We start from the raw sequence: 24,495 nt of genomic DNA on the forward strand, positions 1-24,495 counted from the left end.
CGGGCCCTGCCGTAGACTCGTCCCGCCCGACGGTGCCGTCTGCTCTCCGTGCAGGCGCTCATCGCGAGCACGCCACCTTAGCTCAGTCGGCAGAGCGGCTCACTCGTAATGAGCAGGTCAGGAGTTCGATTCTCCTAGGTGGCTCCACGTCCGGCTCAGGCCCTCGCGGAAAACCCGGAATTCTTGTCGGGGAACTCACTGGGGGGCGATTATGGCGTGCCTGCGGCCGAACACGTCGATCGCGCGGCGGGATATGTGGCCACGGTGTCAGGTAATTGGTCGACTACCTTCCGTAGCTGTTCCGGTCGTCGTCGGCGATCTCATCCGGCGGCAGAAGTTGCCCGTCACGGAAGAACTCAGCGCGCCGGCTACCTCGGCGCCACGAATCCGACCGGCCCCGACGCGATGCACACCGACAACGCCGCGGTGTTGGCACGCACCTCGATCGCGTCGCCAGCACCCGGTAACCGGACGAACACGCGGTTCAGCCCGGGCCGGACCGGCACCTTGACCTGCTGGCCCTCCGACAGCGACATCGTCATCGAGCCGTCGCTGTTGGCCAGGTAGTTGATCTCCGCTGTCCAGTCCGCAGGCAACAGGGGTCCGTCCAACGGCATCCGGACCGGGGCGTCCGGCTGCACGAGGTATCCGCAGTTCGGCTCCGGTCCCGGCGCGATGCTGCGCACCCACGTCACCTTCGCGTCGACCACCCGACCGGCGTTATCCAGCATGCGCAACTCCGTTGTGGCGACGGCGAATTCAGGACGATTGCGCACCAGCGCGAACATGTGGCCGGCACGGTTCTCGGGTCCCACCACCCGCTGCAGCACCATCGGGTCGACCTCCTGGTCGAGCATCGGCGCATCGGACAGCCGGGCGGCCTCGGCCAGCCCCGCCAGCGCGTTCTGCAGATAACTGTGTGCCGGGTTGTCGCGCCAACTCGTCAAGAACGTCGCGGTCGAGTACAAGCTGCTGACCACGAATGCCACTGTCAGCGCACACGTCACCACCGTGCGCGTCCGCGACGCGTCCAGCCACTGCGAGCCCTCGCGATTCGGCGCGCACAGCCCGACCGCGGCCAGCAGAGTCAGCACAATGACAAGGTCGGGCAGGTAGCGCAGCGTCTGCGCCAGTTCCAGAGCGGTGAACTGTGACGACCGCATCAGGTAGATCGGGATCTGGCAGGCCACCGCGTAACCCGCCGCCGCCAACCACACCGGGCCGATGCGCCGTTTGCGGACAAACGTCACGGCCACCACCGCGGCCAGCGCCGCCCACCCCAGCACCATCGCCGTCATCGGCGGCGTAGCCCACGGCGACGCCGGCGCCCAGCGCTGCCAGTGCCACGGTCCGCCGACCAGGCCGGGCAGGACCCCGTGCGTCACCGATCGCGCGAGCAGGTCCCACGTCATCGCCAGATCCAGGCTCCACCGCTTCTGATCGACCACGACCAGATACACGGCGATCCAGCCGACGGTCACCCCCAACGCCGGCACCCAGAACCGGAGGCCTTTGCGCCACACCGCTTTCGGCGACCCGGTACCGCTCACGTACGCCAACAGCGCCGCCACGGCGAATGCGACGAACGGGATCACCGCGGCCTTCTCGAAGAACAGCAGTCCGCCGACGTACACCGCAAGACCCGTCGCCGCGTAGCGTTGATTGCCGGTGCGCAACAAGAGGATCGCGTCGCCGCACACCCACGCCATCGCCGCCAGCATCGGCAGCGAGTTCAGCGCCGCGGCCCACCACGCGAACCCGGGTACCGCAAGCGGCGTGAACAACGCAAAGGTCAACGGCAGCAACAGCACTGGCCGCCAGCCGAGTATGACGTGCAGCGTCCGCAGTAGGGCCAGCGAGACCAGCGACTGCAGTACGAGCAGGCTGATCGCCGGGCCGACCCAGTTCAGCGGAGCCAACCGCGTGATTCCGCCCGCGACCAGGAAAACCCCCGGCATGACGTGGCCGTCGTGGTCGTCGAACAGATAAGCCGGCGACACCAGTGTCTGGGTGCCAGCGCGGCCGATCAGGATCAGGTCGTCCCAGTAGAAGTAGCCGCCGAATGCCAGTACCGCCCGGATCGCCAACTGCACGACGATCAGGACGACGGCGGTGCGAGCGACCCAGTTGCCCAGCGCGAAGTTACCGCGGATACGCGTCCCCCGCGTGTCGGCGCGCAATCCATGCGGACCGCACCATCTCCTCCAGCGAATGTCGCATCTGCCAGTCGAGATCGCGTGCCGCCAGGTCGCCGGATGCGACGATACGGGCGGGGTCACCCGCTCGGCGCGGGCCGATGACCGGTTCGAAATCGAAGCCAGTGACCTGCCGGATCGTGGTCATGATCTCCCGCACGGATGTGCCGCTACCGCTGCCGAGGTTGTAAACGGGCTCGACCGGCTCACCGGCGGCAAGCCGCCGCGCCGCGGCGACATGTGCCAATGCCAGATCCGACACGTGAATGTAGTCACGCACGCAGGTGCCGTCGGCGGTGGGGTAGTCGGCACCGTTGATCCGCGGCGTTTCACCGCGACAGAGCATGTCGAACACCAGCGGGAAAAGATTGTGCGGGCTGACGTCGAACAGGTCCGCCGAACCCGAGCCCACCACGTTGAAGTAACGCAGGCTCGTGTGGTGTAACCCGGACGCCCGAGCCACGTCGCGAATCATCCACTCGCCCACCAGTTTGCTCACCCCGTACGGTGATTCGGGAGCCGTCGGTGTCTGTTCGGTGACGATGTCGACATCCGGGGTGCCGTAGGTGGCGGCGCTCGACGAGAACACCACGTTGTCGACGCCGACGGTGTCCATCGCCTTCAGTAGCGTGACCATCGCCGAGATGTTCTGCTCGTAGGTGTGCAGCGGCCGTTGCACGGAGACGCCCGCGTACTTGAATCCCGCGATGTGTATGACGCCGGAGACACGATGCTCCTCGAGCGTACGGACGACGAGTGGACCGTCGAGCAGGCTACCGCGCACCAAGGGGATGGCCGGAGGGACGAATCGCTCGAGGCCGGTGGAGAGGTCGTCGATGACCACCACCGGGATGCCGTCGTCGGACACCGCCCGCACGACGTGCGAACCGATGTATCCGGCGCCTCCGGTCACCAGCCAAGTCATTCGGTCTTCCTCACCTTAAGAACGGGGCCAGCATACGGACGACAGCGCGGCCAGATGCACAGCGATGCCGACCACCGGCCCGCACAGCAGCGCGATCACCGTCCGGGTCTGCAGGTCGAGCGGTAACAGCAGCAACAGCGTCGAGGCAACCGTGGCAGACACCCAGCCCAGCGAGTACGCGCGGTGCAGGGCCGCCGCCACTGCCGCCGCGCCGGTCAGTGTGAGCAACCCGATGGCGATGGCCCCGCCCGTCAACCACGCCAGCAGTGCGCCGTCGGCACGGTACTCGGCGCCGAACCCGCTGCGCAGCAACCACGGTCCGACCGTCCAGGCGGCGAGCACACCGATCAGGCCCGCACCGGTCACGACGAGCGCGGGGGCCGCGAGGGCACGCAATCGGTGTGCGCGCTGGTCGACGAAATGAGCGATCAGGTTGCCCTGCATCGCAGTCAGCGGAACGAGCAGTGGCGCCCGCGTCAGCGTGACGGCCAGGATCACGACGCCGCCCGCCGCGCCGAGGTCGCCGGAGGTCGCCTGCAGCAGCACCGGAAATCCCATGACCAGGATCGCGCTGGCCCCCGCTGCCGTGACCGAATGTGCAGCGCCACGCAGGAATGTCGCGGTGCCGACCGGGGTCAGCAGTGTCGCGGCCCGCAGGGTGGCCGGTGAGGCGATCAGCATGATCAGCCACGCCACCGCACCCGCGACGGTGGCCCACAGATAGCCGGCCAGACCCCAGCCGACCAGGAAGGTCACGACGGCCACCAGGACCCGCAGGCCCGCATCGGTCACCATGAGCGACCCGTAAGCGGTCCACCTGTCCAATCCGGCCAGGATGCCGAGCAACGTTGCGTGCAAGCAGATCCCGGCCAGGCCGACGGCCAGCAGCGTGACCGAAAGCCACCGTGCGTCGACGAATACGTGTTCAGACCACAGCGGTGAGCTGAGCGCGATCGCAACGGCCGACACCACGCCCACCACGGCGGCCACCCACATCGGACGGGTCCGTTGCGTTCCCGTCATCTCGGCGTGCGCGGCGGACCGCACCTCCCTGGTGGCCTCCTGCAACAGACCGAACGCCGCACCAGAGACCAAGCCGAACGCTCCCCAGAACACCGCGAACACCGAGAAGCCGGCGGGCTCCAGGTCGCGGGCGGCCAGGTAGAGCACCACATAGCCGCACAGCGCGGTTACGGCGGTCGCCGCGCCGACACGGACGACACTGCTGCGCGCGGCCGGACCGGAGGGTGATGCGCCGCTCGCGCTGAGCGCATCGAAACCCGCATCGGTCACGGCGATTCCAGATCGGGTAACCCGGTCGAATACAACCAGGGTTCCCACAATGACCGAAGTGACTCGTTCGCGTAATGCGATGCCAGCCCCGTGAAATCGTCGGTCACCACCGAGCTGTGCCGATAGCGAGCGGTCCAATCCTGCAGCAAGGCAAAGAAGTCGGCATCGCCGAGTCGGCGGCGCAGCACGTGCAATGTCAACGCCCCGCGCTTGTACACGCGGTCGTCGAACATATCGCGGGGACCGGGGTCGGCGAGCACGAGGTCCCGCGGCGAGTTCGCGAGCCGCTGGTGATAATGGTGCGCCCACTCGTCGGCGCTGCGGCCTCCTGAGTTCTCCGACCACAGCCATTCGGCGTAACACGCGAACCCCTCGTGCAACCAGATGTGGCGCCACCGCTTCGCGGTCACCGAGTTGCCGAACCACTGATGGGCGAGTTCATGGGCGATGAGCCGCTCGGCTCTGCCCCTACCGTCGCAGTGGTTGGCGCCGAAAATCGAAATACCCTGTGCCTCGAGCGGAATCTCGAGGTCGTCGTCGGTCACCACGACGGTGTAACCCTCATCGAGCGGATAGGCCCCGAACAACTTGACGAACAGCTTCATCATCTGCGGTTGCCGGGCGAAGTCATGCTCGAAGTTCTCACGCAACCGGTCCGGGAGAACCGCATGAATCGAGACGCCGTTGCCGGCCATGCGACGGCGCTCGTACCTGCCGATCTGCAACGTGACCAGATATGTCGACGTCGGCTCGGGCAACTCGTAGGTCCACGTCGTCATTGCCGCACGAGCCCGCCGAGACACCAACTCGCCGTTGGCGATCACGTGATACGGGGTCTCGGTGGCGATCTGGATGCGGAAGCTGGCCTTGGCGCTCGGATGGTCGTCGCACGGGAACCACGACTGCGCCCCGTTCGGCTGGCCGGCGACGAGCGCGCCATCGGTAAGCTCCTCGAAACCCACGTCGCCCCAGAGTGAACGGATCGGCCGGGGAGCGCCGCCGTAGCGCACCACGATCGTCATCGCCGCACCGGCGGGCAGCGCATCGCGCAAAGCGATGTGCAGCTTGCCCGACGACGTGTGGAACTGTTGCGGGCGAGCACCGTTGACGGTCACCTTCGTGACCGCGAGCGCGTCGGTGATGTCGAGGGTGAAGGTGTGTAACGCGGCAAGTGTCACCGCGGTGATCGTCGCCGTTCCCGACAGTCGGTTGATCGCCACCTTGTACTCGAGGTCGAGTTCATAGCGCGACGCCCGATAACCGAAGTTGCCGCTGGCGGGCAGGTACGGGTCGATGACCGGTGTCGACTTCTTCCTGCCTCTGGTCACGCGGCCGTTTCTCTGGTCGAAGATGCCGGCGCGCCGGCGTGCTTCTTGCGTGAGACACGCCACGACACGATGGGATTGCCCTGCCATCGCGTCGACGGGGGCACTTCGTCGCCACGCATGACGAGCGAGGCCGGACCGACGGTCGCTCCGGCACCGATGCGCGCCGCGGGCAGCGCCACACAGTGCGCGCCGAGCGTCGAACCCTGCTCCAGGACGACGGTGTCCATCCGCATGATCCTGTCGTGAAACAGGTGCGTCTGCACCACGCAGCCCCGGTTGACGGTGGCGCCCTCCCCGAGGATGACCAGGTCGGCCTCCGGCAGCCAGTACGTTTCGCACCAAACCCCGCGGCCGACCCTGGCGCCCAGCGCCCGCAGCCACAGGCTCATCACCGGCGTCCCGCCGGCCGCGCGGGCGAACCACGGCGCGGCGACGGTCTCCACGAAAGTGTCGGAAACCTCGTTACGCCACACGAACGGCGACCACAGCGGATGCTCGCCGGCCACGATGCGCCCCACCACAAGCCATTTCGCGATCACGGCGGCGAGTCCGGCGATCGCCCCCGCAACCAACAGCACTGCACCGCAGGCCAGTGCGGCCCACCGCCAACCGGCTTGTACGGCCAGCCACTGCAGGGCGAGCAGCACCGCGACACCGATCCCGAAGGTCACGATCAACGGTACGATCCGACACGTCTCGACCAGCCCGCGCAGTAGCTTCAGCCTCGTCGACGGGTGGAACGTGCGCAGCGCATCTGCTGCGGTCGGCTTGCGGCGCAACCGAACCGGCGGGCTGCCCAACCACGACGAGCCGGCCTTGGCCTTGCGCGGGGCTGCCGACAACACCGCTACCAGCCCGTCGTCGGGTACCTTGCGGCCCGGTTGTGCGATGCCCGAGTTGCCGAGGAACGCACGCTTGCCGATCGTCGCCTTCGCGACGTGAATCCAGCCGCCGCCCAACTCGTAAGACGCCACCATGGTGTCGTCGGCCAAGAAGGCGCCGTCCTCCACGACCGTGAACTTCGGTATGAGCAGGACGGTCGAAATCTCGGTCCCGCGGCCTACTTTGGCTCCCAGCAGCCGCAACCACGAGGGCGTGAACAGGCTCGCGTAGATCGGGAACAGGTAGGTGCGTGCGGCGTCCATCAGGCGTTCGGTGGCCCAGATCTGCCATCCGATGCGGCTGCGCACCGGGTGATGTCCCTCGCACAGCCCCAGCGATAGCAGTCGTACCCCGATCACCGTCACTACCGCGTAGGTTACGGCGGCCGCCAAGGTCGCCGCCGGTGTCCACAGCGCGGCGGGCGCGATCGCATCCGTCACCGAGCCGGTATTGCGGACGCCGTAGCCGATCACGGCCAATCCGACCGCGAGCGCGAGCAGCGGCAGCGCGCTGATGAGGATCGACGCGACACCGTAGACCGCCACCCACAGCGGGGCCCGGTGCGGTCGGTGGTCCGGCCACGGGTGGCGCGCCTTGCCCGACTTCACCGCGGGCGAACCCGTCCAGTACTGGCCGTTTTTCACCTTGCCGACGACGCCGGAGCCGGGGGCCACATCGGCGTCTTTACCGACGACGGCGCCAGGCAGCAGCGTGGTGCGCGCACCGATCGTCGCGTCGTTCCCGACGGTGATCGGCCCGACGTGGAAGTGGTCGCCGTCGATCCAATGGCCGGACAGGTCGACCTCGGGTTCGACCGAACTGCGGTGTCCGAGTCTGAGCATGCCGGTCACAGGCGGTGTCGAGTGCAGGTCCACACCCTTGCCGACCTTGTTGCCCAGCGCACGTGCGTAGTACACCAACCACGGTGCGCCCGCGAGGTTTTCGGCGCCGCTGGCTTCGGCGAGCCGCTCAGCTAGCCAGACGCGGAGGTGGACCGGCCCGCCGCGCCGGTAGGTGCCGGGAGACAACCCGCCGAGCAGAAGCCGGGCGCACAGCGCGGCGATACCCAATCGGCCCAGCGGGGTGACGAACAGCACGAAGCCCAGGCCGACCCACCACCAGTTCACCGGCACGGTCCAGGGCACGTACCCGGACAGGACGTTGTTGGCCAGCGCCAGCCACACCACCCACTGCAACCCGGTCAGCGTGGCCAGCGGCAGCGCCAAGGTGACCTGGACGGCTTGGGTCCGACGCGGCGTCGGCTTCACCTCGCGCGGACGGACTTGCGGCGGCGGATCGAGCTCGTCGAGAAAGCCCGCGAGCGACCCCAGCCGAGGGTGGTCGTACAGGTCGGCCACGGTCACCTGCGGGTGGCGCCGGCGCAGGGCGGCAACCAGTTGTGCCGCGGAGAGCGAACCGCCGCCGAGCGCGAAGAAGTCGGCTTCGGGGCCGTCGACCGGAGCGGCGAGCACGTCGCGCCACAGCCCGGCGAGCCGGCCCGTCGTGCCCGTCAGGCCGTCGCCGTCGCCGCCGTCGACGGCGACGGGCCACGGCAGCGCGTCGCGGTCGACCTTGCCCGAGGTGCGGGCGGGTAGTTCGTCGACGAGCACGAGCCGGGGCACCAGCGCGGCGGGCAACGTCTCGGCCAGAGCGGCGCGCGCCTTGCCAAGGTCGAACGACGGATCGGCGCTCGCGATATAGCCGACCAGAAGTGGGGTGCCGCCGGCAGTGCGTCGTACGGCGGCCGCGCCGCCGCTCACTCCGGGCAGGTTGACCAGGGCGGTGTCGACCTCACCGAGTTCGATACGACGGCCACCGACCTTGACCTGGTCGTCGACGCGACCGACGAAGTAGAGGCCGTCGGGCTCCAGCCGCACCAGATCTCCGCTGCGGTAGGCGCGCGACCACCCGAGTGTCGGCATCGGCCCGTACTTGTTCGCGTCGTTCTCCGGGTCGAGGTAGCGGGCCAGCCCCACGCCGCCGATGACGAGTTCGCCCACCTCGCCGTACGGCAGCGGCTCACCGTTGCGGTCGACCACGGCCAGATCCCAGCCGGCCAGCGGCAGCCCGATGCTCACCGGGCCGCTTCCCGACAGGCGCGCGGCGCACGCCACGACGGTTGCCTCCGTCGGTCCGTAGGTGTTCCACACCTCGCGGCCCTCGACCGCGAGCCGTTCTGCCAGTTCCGGTGGGCACGCTTCGCCGCCGAAGATCAGCAGCCGCACCGCCTCGAGGGCCTCCGCGGGCCACAGGGCGGCCAGGGTCGGGACGGTGGACACCACGGTGATGTCGCGCGCGATCAGCCACGGTCCCAGGTCCATCCCGCTGCGCACGAGCGAGCGCGGTGCTGGCACCAGGCAGGCACCGTGGCGCCAGGCCAGCCACATCTCTTCGCAGGATGCGTCGAACGCCACCGACAGCCCGGCCAGCACGCGGTCGCCGGGCCCGATGGGGTTGTCGCGCAGGAACATTCGTGCTTCGGCGTCGACAAAAGCGGCGGCGCTGCGGTGGGTGACCGCGACCCCTTTCGGGGTGCCTGTGGAGCCGGACGTGAAGATGACCCACGCATCGTCACGGCCGAGTGGCGCCGCCGCGCGCCAACCTCGCGACGAGCCGGGGCCGCGGGACAGTCCGGCCTCGGTGATCACGGCCACCACGTTGGCTTCGGCGAACACCAACTCGGCGCGCTCCTGCGGGTCATCGGCGTCGACGGGCACGTAGGCGGCGCCGGCGGCCAGGATCGCCAGGATCGCGACATACAGCGCGTAATTGCCCGACGGCATCCGGATCCCGATCCGGTCCCCACGGCCGATCCCGCGCGCGGCCAGCCAGGCCACGCTGTCCTCGATGTCGGTGATCAGTTCGGCGTAGGTGAGCTGGACGTCGCCATCGTCGATTGCGGGGGCCTCGGGGTAGCGGTTCGCTGTGTCGTAGAGGATGTCGATGAGCGTGCGAGGCTGCGGCGCGGACGGGGACCGCAGATACTGCGGCGGTAATTCCGGCGGCAACTGCCCAGTCACGGGTACAAAACTACTCAGCGACGCGCACGGGACGCCTGCGCCGCACGCGGGTCGCGATCACAATTGGGAAACCGTCAGACCGCAACCGGCGGGGGTTTTGTTCTGCCCGTTTCGGTCATCCACTGGTACCTGGCAGAATCGCCTGCGGAGGGGAGTATTCCTTCGCCGCGGTGCCGTCATCACGTCGGCCGTCGTCGGACGACCGGTGCTGCGGGCCGGCACGCTTTACCGTGGCGGTGGAAGAGACCTCCGGCGCTTTGACGACCGGAGGATCGGTGAACGTTTCCCAACTCGAATGGATCATCACGCTGAGCGTGACGATCGCCATTCTGCTGTTCGACGTGGTCGTGATCGGCCGTCGGCCGCATGAACCGTCGAGACGGGAGACCGGGATCGCGCTGACGATCTACGTCGGGCTGGCGATCGCGTTCGGGTTGTGGACGTGGTTCTTCCACGGCAGCCGGTACGGGGTCGAGTTCTTCGCCGGCTGGCTCACCGAGTACAGCCTGTCGGTGGACAACCTGTTCGTCTTCCTGATCATCATGGCCAGCTTCAACGTGCCCAGGAAGTACCAGCAGCAGGCGCTGCTCGTCGGCATCATCCTGGCGTTGATCTTCCGTGGCATCTTCATCGCGCTCGGTGCCGTGGCGATCAACCAGTTCTCGTGGGTGTTCTACATCTTCGCCGCGTTCCTGATCTATACGGCGATCAACCTGGCGCGCGACACCGATCACGAGGACGACGGCGACAACATCGTGGTCAGGTTCGCCCGCAACCACCTGAGCCTCACCGACAAGTGGGACGGCCTGAAGCTGTGGGTGAAGGAGAACGGCAAACGGCTGATGACGCCGATGTTCCTCGTCATCGTCGCACTCGGCACCACGGACCTGATCTTCGCGCTCGACTCCATCCCCGCCATCTACGGCCTGACCCGGGAGCCGTACCTGGTCTTCACGGCGAACGTGTTCGCGCTGATGGGTTTGCGCCAGCTTTACTTCCTGCTGGGCGACCTGCTCAAGCGGCTGGTGTATCTGTCCCAGGGGCTGGCGTTGATCCTCGGGTTCATCGGGGTGAAGCTGCTGCTGCACGCACTGCACGAGAACGAGGTGCCGTTCATCAACGGCGGCGAGCATGTCCCGGTGCCCGAGATCCCGACCCTGCTGTCGCTGGCGGTGATCGTCGTGACGCTGCTCATCACCACCGCGGCGAGCCTGTACAAGACGCGGATACACGACTTGAAGAACGCCGCGAACGGCGCCAGGAAATCGTTGGATTCGCGCTGAGCGCTGGGTGCGAGGCTTTTCTGCGTCTCGAGCGCAAGCTCGTTCGCGCTGTCTCTCGGAATTCGGGTACAGAACCGTGCGCTCGAGGCGTTTGACTCAGCCGTGCTTGGCCGCTTCCTGGGCGAGCTGCACTCGCGACGTCAGGCCCAGTTTGGCGTAGATGTGGGTGAGATGAGCCTGGACGGTGCGAGGTGAGACGAACAGCCGTGCGGCTACCTCCTTGTTGCCCAGGCCCGCACTGACGAGTTTCACGACGTCGAGCTCGGCGCGGGTCAGCGACGCCCACCCACTGCCCGCGCGTTTGCGCTCGCCGCGGCCGCGCTGCGCGTAGGCGATGGCCTCCTCGATACTCAGCGCGGCACCTTCATCCCAGGCGGCATCGAAGTCGTTGTCGCGCAGAGTTTCTCGCAGGGTGGCAGTGGTCGCTTGAGCGGCCGCGTCGAGCACCTTGAATCGCACTATGCCCATGTGTCGACGGGTCACGTCTGCTGCGCCCAAGAGGCGCGCCGCTGCCACTGGGTTGCCGGTTTGCGCCGCCACGGAAGCGAGGGAGTCGAGTGCGAAGGGCACGACGAGGTGGCCGCCGAGACAGGACGCCAGGTCGAGCGCCTGGTGGGCATCGTGTTCGGCGCAGTCGAGTTCGCCTTGCGCGACCTCCACGTAGGCGCGCGCCGCCAGCGCTAGCGATCGGCCGATCCCCGCCGTATGCGCAACTGCCTCATCGGCAGCGCGACGAGCCGCGTCGCGGTCGCCGCATGCCAACGGGCCCAGCGGCGTCCAGGCGAAAACGGAGGCGATGCGGGAATCGATACCTGTGAGCGCGCGGGCCTTGTTGTGCTCAGCCCATGCGGCTGCCGCGTCTCCCTCGGCGAGATGGATGTAAGCGAACCCCACGTGGACCGCGCCCTTGTAGTAGTCGAAGAGCTCGGACGCGTGGCGGAGGGCGGTGTCCGAGGCCACCCGAGCCCGGTCCACCTCTCCCATGTAGGCCAGGGCGTAGGTCTGTATGACCGAGGTGTACATCGAGAACATCGAATCGCGACTGGTGGAGCAATCCTGGGCCAGCTCATCCAGCGTGACGACAGACTTTCGCAGGTCCCCGGCGAGGAGTTCTTCCCATGCCAGCGCCATATGGCACTGGCGTGACACGAAGGCATCACCGATCTCGGCGGCGATCCGGAGACCCTCCTCGGCGGCCGCCTGGACGACGGCCGTCGTGCGGTCGCCGATGAAGCCGGCCAGCGCCTCCTGTGCTCGGATCTGACCCAGGATCCACGAATCACCCAGTTCTCGCGCCACGTCGGCGGCCTCGCTGAAGTACCGCCGGGCCGATTCGTCGGCAGCGGCGAACATTCCACAGGCGGTCAACGCCCGGGCCAGCTGTGCGGGATCTCCCAGCTCCCTGGCCAGTTCGAGGGTCTGTTCCACCTCGCTGGCGTGGTCGTTGGTGGCGAGGAAGGCAAGGAGGAGTGCCTTGTTCGCCGACGCCCGCACGCGGGCCGCCGAGGCGCCCGCGGTCTGCGGGTCCGCGTCGGCAAGTGCGGCGCTCAACCAGCCGATCCCCTCCTGGATCCGGCCTCGGGTCAGCCACAGCGGTTGCAGCGACGACGCGAGCGTAAGCGCGCGCTCGACATCGCCGCGCTCCCGGCTCCACGCGAAAGCTGCTCGCAGATTGTCTATTTCGGCTTCGGCCCAATCGACATGCCGTTCGTGGTCGGCATCGGGCGGCCGGTCGAGAAGTGTGGCCGTCGCGGTGTAGTGATCGCGGTGGCGCGTCCGTATCTCGTCGCCTTCGCGGGACTCGTGCAGTTTCTCCTGGGCGTACTGCCGCACGGTCTCCAGCAGCCGGTACCGGGTGCCGCGCCGGCTGTCCTCGGCGACCACGAGCGACTTGTCCACCAGCAGCGTGAGCTGGTCGAGCACCTGGTAGCGCTCGCTGTCGGCATCGCCTGCGCAAGCGTGCGCGGCGTCGACGTCGAAGCCGCCGAAAAATACTGCGAGCCTTCGGAACAACACCTGTTCCGGCTCGCTCAACAACGCGTGCGACCAGTCGACCGACGCGCGCAACGTCTGCTGGCGGCGCACCGAGGTACGCGCGCCGCCCGTCAGCAGGCGGAACTGGTCATGCAGACTCTCGAGGATCTCGGTCGGCGACAACGCACGGATCCGGGCCGCCGCGAGCTCGATGGCCAGCGGAAGTCCGTCGAGCCGGCGACAGATCTCGGTCACCGCCTCGGCATTCTCGACCGTGACGTGAAAGTCGGGCTTGACCCGCCGTGCGCGGTCGGTGAACAAGGCGATAGCGTCGTCGGCCAGCGACAACGACGGCACCCGCCAGCTCACCTCACCCGTCACGCCGATCGGCTCGCGGCTCGTGGTGAGCAGGGTAAGCGCCGGGCAGCTGCCCAGCAGCGCGATGACCAGTTCCGCGCTGGCGTCGAGCAGGTGCTCGCAGTTGTCGAGCAGGATCAACATCCGGCGCTCGCGGATGAACCGCAGCAGTACGTCCATCGTCGGCTGCCCGGGCTGGTCGGGCAGTCCCAGCGCACGCGCGGTCGCCACGGGCACCACATCGGGGTCGGTGATCGGCGCCAGGTCGACGTAGTACACACCGTCGGTGAACCCGCTGGCCATCTCGGCGGCGACCTGCACCGCCAACCGCGTCTTGCCCGCCCCGCCCGCGCCGGTCAGGGTGACGAGCCGGTTGCCGGTGAGGGCCTCGCGGATACCGCCGATTTCCTTCTTGCGTCCGATGAAGCTCGACAGCTGAACCGGAAGATTCTCGGCCGCAACCACATTCGCGGTGCGCAGCGGCGGGAACTCGTTGTGCAGATCAGGGTGGCAGAGCTGGATCACCCGTTCCGGGCGAGGCAGGTCGCGCAGTGGGTGTGTGCCGAGATCGTCGAGTGTCACGTCCGACGGAAGTTGGTCGATCACAAGCGGTTCCGTCGCACCCGAGAGCACGGTCTGTCCGCCGTGCGCCAGGTTGCGCAAGCGCGCGGTGCGATTGACCGTCGGTCCGATGTAATTGCCCTCGTCACGTAGATGGACGTCACCGGTGTGGATTCCGATGCGCAGCTTGAGCGGCGCCAACTGCGCGCGCTGCAATGCGAGGGCGCAAGACACCGCATCGGCGGCGCGGGCGAACGCGATGACGAAGCTGTCTCCCTCGCCCTGCTCGACAGGCCGCACCCCGCGGTGAGCATCGGCCGCATCGGCCAGGGCCCGGTCCAGGCGCGCGACCGCGGCCGTCATCGCGTCGGGCTGGGTTTCCCACAACCGAGTCGAACCTTCGACATCGGCCAGCAGCAACGTGACCGTTCCAGTCGGAAGCTCGCTCATGTCCGGGCCAATATCGCTCGAGCTGGTTTCGCTCATGCTAGCCAGCATGCGGCGCCGTTGATCGCCGAAACATCAGCGAAAACGCCAATTGTTCGCACGCCGGATGCGTACGCCACCGCGGAGCGCACGCCTGTGGACGGGGTTACTCGGGATTCGCGTGCGACAACCGTGCGCTCAGTGCGCGCGGTTCACCAGTTGTCGTAGCCGCCCTCGGGTCCCAGCATGCGTCCAAGCCTCGTGCGGTTGATGCGGGCCAACTCGTTGCGGACGACCTTGCGCTCGGTCTCGACGTCGTTGTGCATCCGGTCGGTGATCGTCGCGAGCAGCTGTTCGGCGTCGTAGCCGTTGATGAACATCACGAAGCCGAAGCCGAAATGCTCGAGGTAGCGTTTCGAGGCCTGCGCCAGTCGCTCCATCACCTCGGGCTGGTCGCACCAGATCGCGCACTGTTCGGCGGCCGACTTCCCGCTGCCCGGCCGCCGCCCGATGTCGGGGTACGCCTGCAGCATCGTGCCGACGGAATCCTCGCCCAAGCCGAACAGCGACGCGTCGGCCTCACGGAACAGTGCGTCGTGGTCGGCGTACGGCCGGCCCCGCGCCAGATCGGCGGCCAGCGGCACGCTGTAGCAGCATTCGTATACGGCATGCACCGCCCTGCGCATCGGCATTGCGTTGAACGCCTCGAGGCCGATCCCCTGATGGAGCAACACGCAGATCATGATCGGACGCGAGCGGGACGTCCGGGTTACGCCGTGTTACGGCGAGGGAAAAATATCCGCCGTCGGTGCTGTCAGTGCCGAGTCAGTGCCCGGACTTCTTGAACCGCTCCACCGACGCCCGAAGTTCGGCCTCGGCCTCCGCACGGCCAACCCAGTCGGCGGCCTTGACGTACTTGCCCGGCTCGAGGTCCTTGTAATGCACGAAGAAGTGCTTGATGGCCTCCAGTTCGAAGGAGGGGACGTCGGAGAGGTCCTGGATATGGTCCCAGCGAGGGTCGCCGACGGGCACGCACAACAGTTTGTCGTCGCCGCCGGCCTCGTCGATCATCTGGAACATCGCGACCGGCCGGGCCTCGACGATGCAGCCGGGGAACACCGACTCGGTCATCAGCACCAGTGCGTCGAGCGGGTCGCCGTCCTCACCGAGCGTGTCTTCGAAGAACCCGTAATCCGCGGGATACGCCATCGACGTATACAGGTAGCGGTCCAACTTCACCCGGCCGGTGTCGTGGTCCACCTCGTATTTGTTGCGCGAACCCTTGGGAATCTCGATTACTACGTCGAATTGCACCGCTGCGGCTCCTTGCCCTGTGCTCTGGTACCGGGTCGTCCTGTGAGAACGCGGGTCAACCTTAATGGAGCGATACGCTGCTGTACGGGGGCGGTCTAGTTGAGCAGGAGAGTCATGCGGCCCACTCAGTGGCGGCGAACCACGCATGTGGCGATCGGCGCGACGGTATTGGCGCTGGTCGCCGTCGTCGTGCTGGTGGCCGCGCTGCTCACGGCGGGTCCGTCCACCGAAGCCTCGGCCGGCAAGCCGACGCCCGCGGCCGCGACCGCGAACCCAAGTATCGTGCCGGTCGCCGACTCTGCGCCCAAGCCGCTGCCGGACCGGTTGGCTGCCGCGCTCGCGCCGGCGCTGGCAGACCCGAACCTCGGTGATCTCACCGGCCGTGTCACCGACGCGATCACCGCGGCCCCGCTGTGGGAGCGGGGCGCCGACGTGCCGATGCAGCCGGCGTCGACGAACAAGACGTTGACCGCCGCCGCGGCGTTGCTGGTACTGGATCGCGACGCCCGGCTGACCACGCGCGTCTTCAGCGGCAGCAGGCCCGGGGTGGTGGTACTCAAGGGCGGCGGCGACCCGACGCTGTCGGCGGCCGCCGCCGGCGAGGACACCTGGTACCGCGACGCGGCCCGGATCAGCGACCTAGCCGACCAGGTGCGCGGCAGCGGCATCGAGGTGACGGCCGTCCAGGTCGATGTCAGCGCATACAGCGGACCGACCATGGCGCCGGGCTGGGATCCACTCGACATCGACGGCGGCGACATCGCGCCGATGGAGTCGGTCATGCTCGACGGTGGCCGCACCCAGCCGGTGAGCGTCGACTCGGCACGGTCCCGGACGCCTGCGCTGGACGCCGGCCGGGCGCTGGCGGTGGCGCTGCGGATCGACCCGGCGAAGGTGAGCATGGCGCCCGGCAGCGCGGCCGGCGGCAAGGAGATCGCCGCCGTTTCGTCCCCGCCACTGATTTCGCGGCTGCGCGACATGATGAACCCCTCCGACAACGTGATGGCCGAGGCGATCGGCCGCGAGGTCGCCGCGGGACTCAACCGGCCGGAAAGCTTCGAAGGCGCCGTCGGCGCGACACTCAGCGCGCTCGAGGACGCCGGGATCGACACCACCGGCGCGAGGTTGTTCGACTCGAGCGGACTCTCCGTCGACGACCGCCTCACCGCGGAGACACTGGACGAGGTGGTCCAAGCCGCGGCCGGAAGCGACCGGCCGAAGCTGCGACCGCTGGTCGACCTGTTGCCGATCGCCGGGGGCAGCGGAACACTCTCGAACCGCTATCTGGACACCGACATCGTCAAACCCGCCGCTGGTTTCCTGCGCGCCAAGACCGGGTCGCTCACCGGCACCAACTCATTGGCGGGCATTGTCACCGACGCGAGTGGGCGGGTGCTCACGTTCGCTTTGATCTCCAACAACGCGGGCCCGACCGGACGCATCGCGCTCGACAACCTGGCCGCCACTTTACGAAAGTGCGGATGCAGCCGATGACTACCACCACGAAGTCCACGCTTTCTGTCGGTCGCGCCGTCGACTGGAAATTCGCGGCCACCGTCGGGGAGAAGTTGGCCCGTCCCAGTCCGGCGTCCACCGACTACACGCGGAACCAGGTGATCGAGCAGTTGGCCGAGGCGTCGCGCACGGCCGAACTGCCGGTGCGCGAGGTCACCGGCATGACCGAGGGCAGCGAGATCCCCGAGGCCCGAATCGTGGATCGGCCGCAGTGGATCCGCGCGGCCACCCAGTCGATGCGGGTGATGACCGGGGGGTCGGAGAACCCCAGAGGCTTCATCAGCGGACGCATCACCGGGGCGCAGACGGGCGCGGTGCTGGCGTTCATCTCCTCGGGCATCCTCGGCCAGTACGACCCGTTCGGTCCCGGCGGCGGCGAACTGCTGTTGGTCTACCCCAACGTGATCGCCGTCGAACGGCAGCTGCGGGTGCAGCCCTACGACTTCCGGCTCTGGGTCTGCATGCATGAGGTCACGCACCGCGTGCAGTTTCGCGCCAACCCGTGGCTGGTCGACCACATGTCCCGGGCACTCGCGGTACTCACTGAAGAAGGCACCGATGACATCACCGAGATAGCTTCGCGACTGGCAGAATTCGTGCGCAGCCGGCGAAAAGATGCCGACATCGATGTCGCCGAAGCGAATTCGAGTGGCATCGTCGGGCTGCTGCGGGCGGTGCAGTCCGAGCCGCAGCGTGAGGCGCTCGACCGACTACTGGTGCTGGGCACGCTGTTGGAAGGCCACGCGGAGCACGTGATGGACGCCGTCGGTCCGGCGGTGGTGCCGTCGGTGGCCACCATCCGCAGGCGGTTCGACGAACGGCGCCGGCGCAAGCAGTCGCCACTGCAGCGTGTGGTGCGCGCACTGCTGGGAGTCGACGCCAAGATCAGCCAGTACACCCGCGGCAAGGCGTTCGTCGACCACGTGGTGTCCACCGTCGGGATGGACCGGTTCAACACCGTGTGGTCGAGTCCCGAAACACTGCCGCTACCAATCGAAATCGACGAGCCGCAACGATGGATCGACAGGGTGCTGTAGCCGCGCTGCGGTCGGCGATCGCGGGGTTCGACCGCGACTTCGGCGCCGGCGAGGACCGCTGGTGCGTCGCACTGTCCGGGGGTGCGGACTCGCTCGCGTTGACCGCGGTGGCGGCGGGCATGAAATCGACCACCGCATTGATCGTCGATCACCAGCTGCAGCCGAACTCCGCGGCCGTCGCGGAAACCGCGCGACAGCAGGCGCTTTCAGTGGGATGTGTTGCCGTGCAGGTCATTCGCGTCGATGTCGGAGCGGCGGGCGGCCCTGAGGCGGCGGCGCGTATCGCCCGCTACCGTGCCCTGGAAGCGGCGCGGAACGGACTGCCGGTGCTGCTCGGGCACACGCTGGACGATCAAGCTGAGACGGTGCTGCTGGGGTTGGGCCGCGGCTCGGGACCGCGGTCGATCGCCGGCATGCGACCGTGCGACCCGCCGTGGTACCGGCCCCTGCTCGGTGTCCGGCGCGCGGTGACTCGGGCCGCGTGCGCCGAACTCGGCCTGACACCGTGGCACGACCCGCACAACACCGACCGCCGGTTCACCCGGGTCCGGCTGCGGGAAGAGGTGCTGCCCCTGCTCGAAGACGTACTCGGCGGTGGGGTGGCCGAGGCGCTGGCGCGCACCGCAGTCGCGCTGCGCGCCGATACCGACACCCTCGACGAACTCGCCGACCGCGCGCTGACCGGGCTTCGCCGCGACGACGCCCTCGACGCCGCGGAGCTGGCTGAACTACCGGAAGCGCTGCGGCGCAGGGTGATTCGTTGCTGGTTGCTTGACGGGGGCGCCAGCGGACTCACCGACAAACAGATTCGCGGGGTGGACACCCTGGTCACGGCCTGGCGAGGCCAGGGCGGGGTCGCGGTCGGGTCGCCGCTTCGCGACCGACGGCTGGTCGCAGGCCGCCGCGACGGCATGCTGACCCTGCACACAGAGCCGGTGGGAACCATGAAAAACTGTGCCCGTGCCTGAGCAACCCGCCGAGCTGTATTCCGGCGACATCAAGTCGGTGCTGCTGTCCTCCGACGAGATTCAGGACAAGATCGCCGAGCTCGGGGCACGCATCGGCGAGGAATACCGCGACGCCGTCGAGGCCAATGGCCAAGATCTGCTACTGGTCACCGTGCTCAAGGGTGCGGTGTTCTTCGTCACCGACCTCGCGCGCGCCATCCCGCTGCCGACGCAGCTGGAGTTCATGGCGGTCAGCTCGTATGGCTCGTCGACGTCGTCGTCCGGTGTGGTGCGCATCCTCAAGGATCTCGACCGCGACATCAACGACCGCGACGTGCTGATCGTCGAGGACATCGTCGACTCCGGCCTCACCCTGTCGTGGTTGCTGCGCAACCTCGCGACCCGCCATCCCCGCTCGCTGCGGGTGTGCGCGCTGCTGCGCAAACCCGAGGCGGTGCGCGCCGACGTCGACATCGCGCACGTCGGGTTCGACATCCCCAACGAGTTCGTCGTCGGCTACGGCCTGGACTACGCCGAGCGCTACCGCGACCTCAACTACATCGGCACGCTGGACCCGAAGGTGTACGAGCAGCACTGAACGGCTTCCTCGCGAGACTGCGTCTACGCAGGAAAAGTTCGAGTAGAAGCCTGCCGGAATACCGTTTCGGCGCAAGATGGGGGCATGAGCGATACGGGGCTGCGCATCTGTCCACTCTGCGAAGCCACCTGCGGCCTGACTTTGACCATCGACGACGGTCGCGTCACCGGTGCCCGCGGCGACAAAGACGACGTGTTCAGCCACGGCTTCATCTGTCCGAAGGGCGCCAGCTTCGCCGAACTCGACAATGACCCCGACCGGTTGGCCCAGCCGTTGGTCCGTCGTGACGGCGTACTGACGCCAGCGACGTGGGAAGAGGCGTTCGCCGCGGTCGCTCAGGGCCTCGGCGGTGTCATCGCCGAGCACGGCGGTGCGTCGGTCGGCGTGTACCTGGGCAATCCGAACGCCCACACGATCGCGGGCGGGTTGTACACGCCGCTGGTCGTCAAAGCGTTGGGCACCCGACAGGTGTACTCGGCGAGCACACTCGATCAGATGCCCAAGCACGTCGCGCTGGGGTTCATGTTCGGCAGCCCCGTCGCGTTCACCGTGCCCGACCTCGACCGCACCGACCACCTCGTGGTCATCGGCGCGAATCCCCTTGTGTCCAACGGCAGTCTGGCGACCGCGGCGGACTTCCCCGGAAAACTGCGGGCACTGCGCAGACGCGGTGGTCGCCTCGTCGTCATCGACCCCGCCCGCACCCGCACCGCCGAACTCGCCGACCGCCACCTGGCTCCGCGGCCCGGCACCGATGCGGCGCTGCTGATGGCCGTCGTACACGTGCTCTTCGACGAGGACCTCGTCGACCTGAAGGACCTCGCCGGGCACGTCAACGGCATCGACGAGGTGTGCGCTCTCGCCGCTGACTTCCCGCCGGAGACGGTCGCGGCCTATTGCGACGTACCGGCCGACGACATCCGTACGCTCACCCGGGAGCTCGCGGCCGCGCCGTCAGCCGCCGTCTACGGCCGGATCGGCACGTCCACAGTCGAATTCGGCACGTTGGGCAGTTGGCTCGTCGACGTCGTCAACGTCCTCACCGGCAACCTGGACCGGCCCGGCGGTGCGATGTTCCCGCTCTCGCCGATCACGCCCGCACCACGTCCGGCGAAGCCGGGCCGCGGCTTTTCCACCGGCCGCTGGCACAGCCGCATGTCCGGTTATCCCGAAGCGCTGTCGGAGTTTCCGGCCGCAGCGTTCGCCGAGGAGATCGACACCCCCGGCGACGGGCAGATCAAGGCCGTGATCACGATCGCAGGCAACCCGGTGTTGTCCGCGCCCGACGGTGACCGCCTCGACAAGGCGCTCAGCGGCGTGGAGTTCATGCTCTCCGTCGACCCCTACCTCAACGAAACCACCCGGCATGCCGACGTCATCCTGCCGCCGCCCCCGCCGTCTCGCAGCGCACATTTCGACCTCGCGCTCAACGCCCTTGCCGTCCGCAACAACGCGCGCTATTCACCGCCGGCGCTACCGCTGACCGACCGGCCGGACGAAGCCGAGTTGCTCTCGCGGATCGCGCTGATCCTGTACGGGCTCGGCCCCGACGGCGATCCGACGCTGGTGGACGATCAGGTGATCGCGACGACCCTGACCAGGGAAGTCGCCGACCCGGATTCGCCGGTCGCCGGGCGATCGGTCGAGGACCTGACCGCGATGCTCCCGCCGGGCCCGGGTTACGAACGCCGTCTCGACATGATGCTGCGCCTCGGCGCCTACGGCGATGCGTTCGGCGTCAACCCCGACGGCCTCACGCTGGCCAAGCTCAAGGACGCACCGCACGGTATCGACCTCGGCCCGCTGCAACCGCGTCTGAAGCAGGTGCTGCGCACGCCGTCCGGCCGGATCGAGCTCGCGCCGCCGCGGTTGACGGCCGATGTCGCACGGCTGCGGGATGCGCTGGCGGTGCGCCCCGGCGGGTTCGTGCTCATCGGGCGGCGGCACCTGCGATCCAACAACAGCTGGATGCACAACCTGCCCGCGCTGTCGGGCGGATCCAACCGGTGCACGCTGCGGATCCATCCCGACGACGCCGCCGACCTCGGCCTGACCGACACCGCGATCGTCAAGGGGCCCGGCGGCGAGCTGCTGGCCCCGATCGAGATCACGCCGGACATGCGCCGCGGTGTGGTGTCGCTGCCCCATGGCTGGGGCCACGACCGTGGCGGCACCGGGCAACGGGTCGCGGCAAGTACGCCCGGGGTGAACGTCAACCAGCTCAACGCCGGCAACCACCTCGATCCGTTGTCGGGTACCGCGGTGCTCAACGGCATACCGGTGGACATCGCCCCACCGGGTTAGGTCAGTTCGTAGACCACCGTCACGTTGAAGCCGACGGCCTGCTGGCCCGGTTCGATCGGCACCGCCGCCATCTCCGCCGCCGGACCGCGCTGGCCCGGATAGGGCGTCGGCGGCGTCGATGTCGGCGCCTCCGATATCGACAGCACCTTGCCGAGATCCAGCTCGGCCAGCAGCGCGTACTGCTCGGCCCGGCTCTTGGCGTCGTTGAACGCCCGCGCACGCGCTTCGCGGACGAGCTGGGAATCGTCCTCGATGGCGAGCGTGACGTCGTTGATCCGCGTCGCGTTGCCGCCCCTGCCCGCGATGATCCCGAACACCTCTGAGGCAGAGTTCAACTCGCGGACCTTGATGTCGATCGTGTTCGAGGCCCGGTAGGCGTTGATGTTCGAGCTGTCACCACCGGCGTACTGCGGCTGAACACTCACCTGGGAAGTGTTGATGTCCTTGCGGTCGATGCCGGAGGCCACCAATGCGTCGATCACGCCACGCTGCAGTTGGCTGGTCTGGTTCAGGGCGCCCGCGGCGTCGGGCGCGACGACCTCCATGGCGGCATCGATCGTCAGCGTGTCCGGCGTGCCGAGCACCTCGCCGGTCCCCACGACCGTGACCTGACGCGCTGCGCCGTCGTCGTTGTTCAGGACGGGGGCGGCCTTCGCGTCACAACCCGACAGGAGCGCGATGAGGCCCACCGCCGCGACTGCGAGGACTCGGGAGGGCGTCTTCGCCCGGGCAGCGATTGGCATGGCTGGCACCCTACCGTCAGGGCGTCACCATGATCTCGCAGTGCGTGTCGGGGTCCCCGAGTTCGTCGAACGCAGCCGCCACACCGTCGAGGCCCACTTCGCCGGTGATCAGCGGCGAGACGTCGATGAGCCCGTCGGCGATGGCGCGCAACGACTCCGCGAATTCGTTGTGGTCGTAGGAGTTGACGAACTGCACGCTGATCTCCTTGGCGATACCGAACAACGGCATCACGGTGTCGGGTGGCACGCACACCCCGGCCACCACCAGACGGCTGCCCATCGGCGCCCGCCGCATCGCGTCGTTGACGATGCCGGGCACGCCGACGGCCTCGAAGACCACCGCGGGCGTCGTGCTGTCGAACGGCGACCCCTGTGCCGGGTCCAGGGCCACGTGCGCGCCCATCGTCACCGCAAGTTGCCGGCGGGTCGTCGAAAAATCAGCTGCCGCAGTACATTCGACGCCTTTGAGGCGCAGCGCGGCGATGATCGCGATGCCGTCGACGCCCTCGGGCACCCCGCAGCAGCAACGGCACCGACAGCAGCATCCGCTCGGCGTAGCCGCCCAGCACCGTGTTGCTGGACATGATCGGCTCGAAGCCCCTGGGCGACAACAAGACCGGCAACGACGTCACGAGCGTTCCCGGCGGCGGTGCGTCGATCCCGGGACCGGCCTCGAGGACCTCCGCGTTGAACTCGTGGCCCATGAACACGTCATCGCCGACGTCGACGGGTAGCCCACCCTGCACCGGCATGCCGGTGATCTCGCGGGTGAGCCGGTCCGTCGCGCAGTACGGTGACGCGCATTCACCACTCCAGTCGGGTCAGGAACGCGAGCAGCGCGGCATTGACCTCGGCGGGCCGCTCCTGCGGCAGCCAATGTCCGCCACCGTCGATCATCACCTCGCGGTAATCGCCGGACACCACCTCGCGGGCGCGATGCCGCGGCGTGTAGGCCAGCGTCGGGTCCTCGGTGCCGCCGATGAACAGGGCGGGCACATCGATCGTCGGGGCCGGCGTGCTGGCGGTCAGCTCCCAGTTGCGGTCGAAGCAGCGGTACCAGTTGAGCGCGGGGGTGAAGCCGGTGCGGGTGAACTCGTCGACGTAGTGGTCGAACTCCGCCTGGCTGATCCAGTCGGGTAAACCGCCGGGGTCCGGGAGACGGTCGAGGAACCCGGAAGGGCCGGGAGCGGTCATCCGCTCGCCGACCAGCCCGCCGCGCGACGAGGCGGTCGAGGCGAAGAGCTTGCGCATGGACGTGGCGGGGTCGCGGTTGAGCTCTTCGTCGGCCCGGCCCGGTTCCTGGTAGTACAGGATGTAGAAAAACTTGTCGCCGAAGATGCGGCGGAACGCCTGCGTCGTGGGCACCCGGGAGCGCGGGACCGGCGGCGCGCAGATCCCGACCACCCCGGCGAACCGGTCCGGATGCAGCAACGGGGCGGCCCACGCCACCACGCCGCCGAAGTCGTGGCCGACGATCACCGCCCGATCGGCGCCGGCGTCATCGAGCAGGCCGACGACGTCTGCGCACAACTCGACGACGTTGTAGGCGTCGACGGCGTCGGGCTTCGATGACCCGCCGTAACCACGCTGGTCCGGCGCCACCACATGGAAACCGGCGTCAGCCAGCGCCGGCAGCTGATGACGCCAGGAGAACCCAAGTTCGGGGAAGCCGTGCGCCAGGACCACCAGTGGGGCGCCGGGCTCGCCGGCCTCGAGCACCCGCAGGCGGACCCCGTTGGTGTCGACGAACCGCTGGGTCGGTGTGAGCACGCTCCTAGCAATACGCCTCGAAA

The 24,495-nt window shown here is 68.2% G+C and carries 16 protein-coding genes, 1 tRNA gene and 1 pseudogene; 7 read left to right on the forward strand and 11 right to left on the reverse strand.

What is annotated here, in order from left to right; all coding sequences use genetic code 11:
* Positions 1–71 precede the first annotated feature (71 nt).
* Positions 72–147 (forward strand) — tRNA-Thr (locus QGN32_RS13675).
* A 221-nt stretch (positions 148–368) separates the two neighbouring features.
* On the opposite strand, the gene QGN32_RS13680 is transcribed toward QGN32_RS13675, so the two are convergent.
* Genes QGN32_RS13680 through QGN32_RS13700 form a run of 5 tightly spaced genes read right to left on the reverse strand, consistent with a single transcriptional unit; the run spans position 369 to position 9,643 of the window.
* Entirely contained in the window at positions 369–2,180 is a 1,812-nt protein-coding gene (locus QGN32_RS13680; RefSeq protein WP_442791702.1) for a hypothetical protein, read from the reverse strand.
* Positions 2,143–3,120 carry a UDP-glucose 4-epimerase GalE gene (gene galE / locus QGN32_RS13685; RefSeq protein ID WP_326544922.1) on the reverse strand — a complete coding sequence of 326 codons (978 nt, stop codon included), beginning with the start codon at positions 3,118–3,120 and terminating at the stop codon, positions 2,143–2,145. The genes QGN32_RS13680 and galE overlap by 38 nt, the downstream gene beginning before the upstream one ends.
* 15 nt (positions 3,121–3,135) lie before the next feature.
* The gene (locus QGN32_RS13690; RefSeq protein ID WP_326544923.1) at positions 3,136–4,413 is read right to left on the reverse strand and encodes a polysaccharide biosynthesis protein; all 1,278 of its coding nucleotides are present in this window, start codon (positions 4,411–4,413) and stop codon (positions 3,136–3,138) included.
* Positions 4,410–5,741 carry a M1 family metallopeptidase gene (locus QGN32_RS13695; protein WP_326544924.1) on the reverse strand — a complete coding sequence of 444 codons (1,332 nt, stop codon included), beginning with the start codon at positions 5,739–5,741 and terminating at the stop codon, positions 4,410–4,412. Before QGN32_RS13695 ends, QGN32_RS13690 begins: the two co-directional genes overlap by 4 nt.
* Positions 5,738–9,643 (reverse strand): Pls/PosA family non-ribosomal peptide synthetase, encoded by a 3,906-nt coding sequence (locus QGN32_RS13700; RefSeq protein WP_326544925.1) that lies wholly within the window; start codon positions 9,641–9,643, stop codon positions 5,738–5,740. Before QGN32_RS13700 ends, QGN32_RS13695 begins: the two co-directional genes overlap by 4 nt.
* Positions 9,644–9,918: 275 nt before the next feature.
* Between QGN32_RS13700 and QGN32_RS13705 the strand changes: the two genes are divergently transcribed.
* Positions 9,919–10,926 (forward strand): TerC family protein, encoded by a 1,008-nt coding sequence (locus QGN32_RS13705; protein WP_326544926.1) that lies wholly within the window; start codon positions 9,919–9,921, stop codon positions 10,924–10,926.
* Positions 10,927–11,022: 96 nt separating this feature from the next.
* Here QGN32_RS13705 and QGN32_RS13710 read toward each other — a convergent pair whose 3' ends face one another.
* From QGN32_RS13710 to QGN32_RS13720, 3 genes are all read right to left on the reverse strand, one after another.
* Complete coding sequence (locus QGN32_RS13710) at positions 11,023–14,304, reverse strand: LuxR C-terminal-related transcriptional regulator (protein WP_326544927.1); 3,282 nt, start codon at positions 14,302–14,304, stop codon at positions 11,023–11,025.
* Positions 14,305–14,456: 152 nt separating this feature from the next.
* Positions 14,457–14,978: a 2-oxo-4-hydroxy-4-carboxy-5-ureidoimidazoline decarboxylase gene (locus QGN32_RS13715; protein ID WP_326544928.1), complete on the reverse strand. Its 522-nt coding sequence runs from the start codon at positions 14,976–14,978 to the stop codon at positions 14,457–14,459.
* Between the two features lie 91 nt (positions 14,979–15,069).
* Positions 15,070–15,558, reverse strand: a complete 489-nt coding sequence (locus QGN32_RS13720) for an inorganic diphosphatase (RefSeq protein WP_326544929.1) — start codon at positions 15,556–15,558, stop codon at positions 15,070–15,072.
* Positions 15,559–15,672: 114 nt separating this feature from the next.
* Between QGN32_RS13720 and dacB the strand changes: the two genes are divergently transcribed.
* The 5 genes from dacB (at position 15,673) to QGN32_RS13745 (ending at position 21,959) form a co-directional block, all read left to right on the forward strand.
* A complete protein-coding gene (gene dacB, locus QGN32_RS13725) occupies positions 15,673–17,052 on the forward strand; it encodes a D-alanyl-D-alanine carboxypeptidase/D-alanyl-D-alanine endopeptidase (protein ID WP_326544930.1) in 1,380 nt (459 codons plus the stop codon).
* Positions 17,040–18,110 carry a zinc-dependent metalloprotease gene (locus QGN32_RS13730; protein ID WP_326544931.1) on the forward strand — a complete coding sequence of 357 codons (1,071 nt, stop codon included), beginning with the start codon at positions 17,040–17,042 and terminating at the stop codon, positions 18,108–18,110. The genes dacB and QGN32_RS13730 overlap by 13 nt, the downstream gene beginning before the upstream one ends.
* Positions 18,089–19,078 carry a tRNA lysidine(34) synthetase TilS gene (gene tilS / locus QGN32_RS13735; protein ID WP_326544932.1) on the forward strand — a complete coding sequence of 330 codons (990 nt, stop codon included), beginning with the start codon at positions 18,089–18,091 and terminating at the stop codon, positions 19,076–19,078. Before QGN32_RS13730 ends, tilS begins: the two co-directional genes overlap by 22 nt.
* Positions 19,065–19,655 (forward strand): hypoxanthine phosphoribosyltransferase, encoded by a 591-nt coding sequence (hpt, locus tag QGN32_RS13740; protein WP_326544933.1) that lies wholly within the window; start codon positions 19,065–19,067, stop codon positions 19,653–19,655. The genes tilS and hpt overlap by 14 nt, the downstream gene beginning before the upstream one ends.
* 84 nt (positions 19,656–19,739) lie before the next feature.
* Positions 19,740–21,959, forward strand: coding sequence for a molybdopterin-dependent oxidoreductase (locus QGN32_RS13745; RefSeq protein WP_326544934.1), 2,220 nt, complete (start codon positions 19,740–19,742; stop codon positions 21,957–21,959).
* Here QGN32_RS13745 and QGN32_RS13750 read toward each other — a convergent pair.
* The 3 genes and pseudogenes from QGN32_RS13750 to QGN32_RS13760 form a co-directional block, all read right to left on the reverse strand.
* Complete coding sequence (locus QGN32_RS13750; protein WP_326544935.1) at positions 21,956–22,702, reverse strand: SIMPL domain-containing protein; 747 nt, start codon at positions 22,700–22,702, stop codon at positions 21,956–21,958. The genes QGN32_RS13745 and QGN32_RS13750 overlap by 4 nt on opposite strands.
* A gap of 16 nt (positions 22,703–22,718) precedes the next feature.
* Positions 22,719–23,442 (reverse strand): annotated as a pseudogene (locus QGN32_RS13755) (zinc-binding dehydrogenase); the annotation flags it as partial.
* Between the two features lie 64 nt (positions 23,443–23,506).
* Positions 23,507–24,472 carry an alpha/beta fold hydrolase gene (locus QGN32_RS13760; RefSeq protein WP_326544936.1) on the reverse strand — a complete coding sequence of 322 codons (966 nt, stop codon included), beginning with the start codon at positions 24,470–24,472 and terminating at the stop codon, positions 23,507–23,509.
* Between the last annotated feature and the right edge of the window lie 23 nt (positions 24,473–24,495).

Origin of the sequence: Mycolicibacterium sp. ND9-15, assembly GCF_035918395.1 — a bacterium.
Classification (GTDB): Bacteria; Actinomycetota; Actinomycetes; order Mycobacteriales; family Mycobacteriaceae; genus Mycobacterium.

Bases quoted from the DNA above. Each gene is read 5' to 3' on its own strand.
- galE (WP_326544922.1), bottom strand. From the start codon at position 3,120: ATGACTTGGCTGGTGACCGGAGGCGCCGGATACATCGGTTCGCACGTC.
- QGN32_RS13710 (WP_326544927.1), bottom strand. From the start codon at position 14,304: ATGAGCGAAACCAGCTCGAGCGATATTGGCCCGGACATGAGCGAGCTT.
- dacB (WP_326544930.1), top strand. From the start codon at position 15,673: ATGCGGCCCACTCAGTGGCGGCGAACCACGCATGTGGCGATCGGCGCG.
- QGN32_RS13730 (WP_326544931.1), top strand. From the start codon at position 17,040: ATGCAGCCGATGACTACCACCACGAAGTCCACGCTTTCTGTCGGTCGC.
- tilS (WP_326544932.1), top strand. From the start codon at position 18,089: ATGGATCGACAGGGTGCTGTAGCCGCGCTGCGGTCGGCGATCGCGGGG.
- QGN32_RS13745 (WP_326544934.1), top strand. From the start codon at position 19,740: ATGAGCGATACGGGGCTGCGCATCTGTCCACTCTGCGAAGCCACCTGC.
- QGN32_RS13750 (WP_326544935.1), bottom strand. From the start codon at position 22,702: ATGCCAATCGCTGCCCGGGCGAAGACGCCCTCCCGAGTCCTCGCAGTC.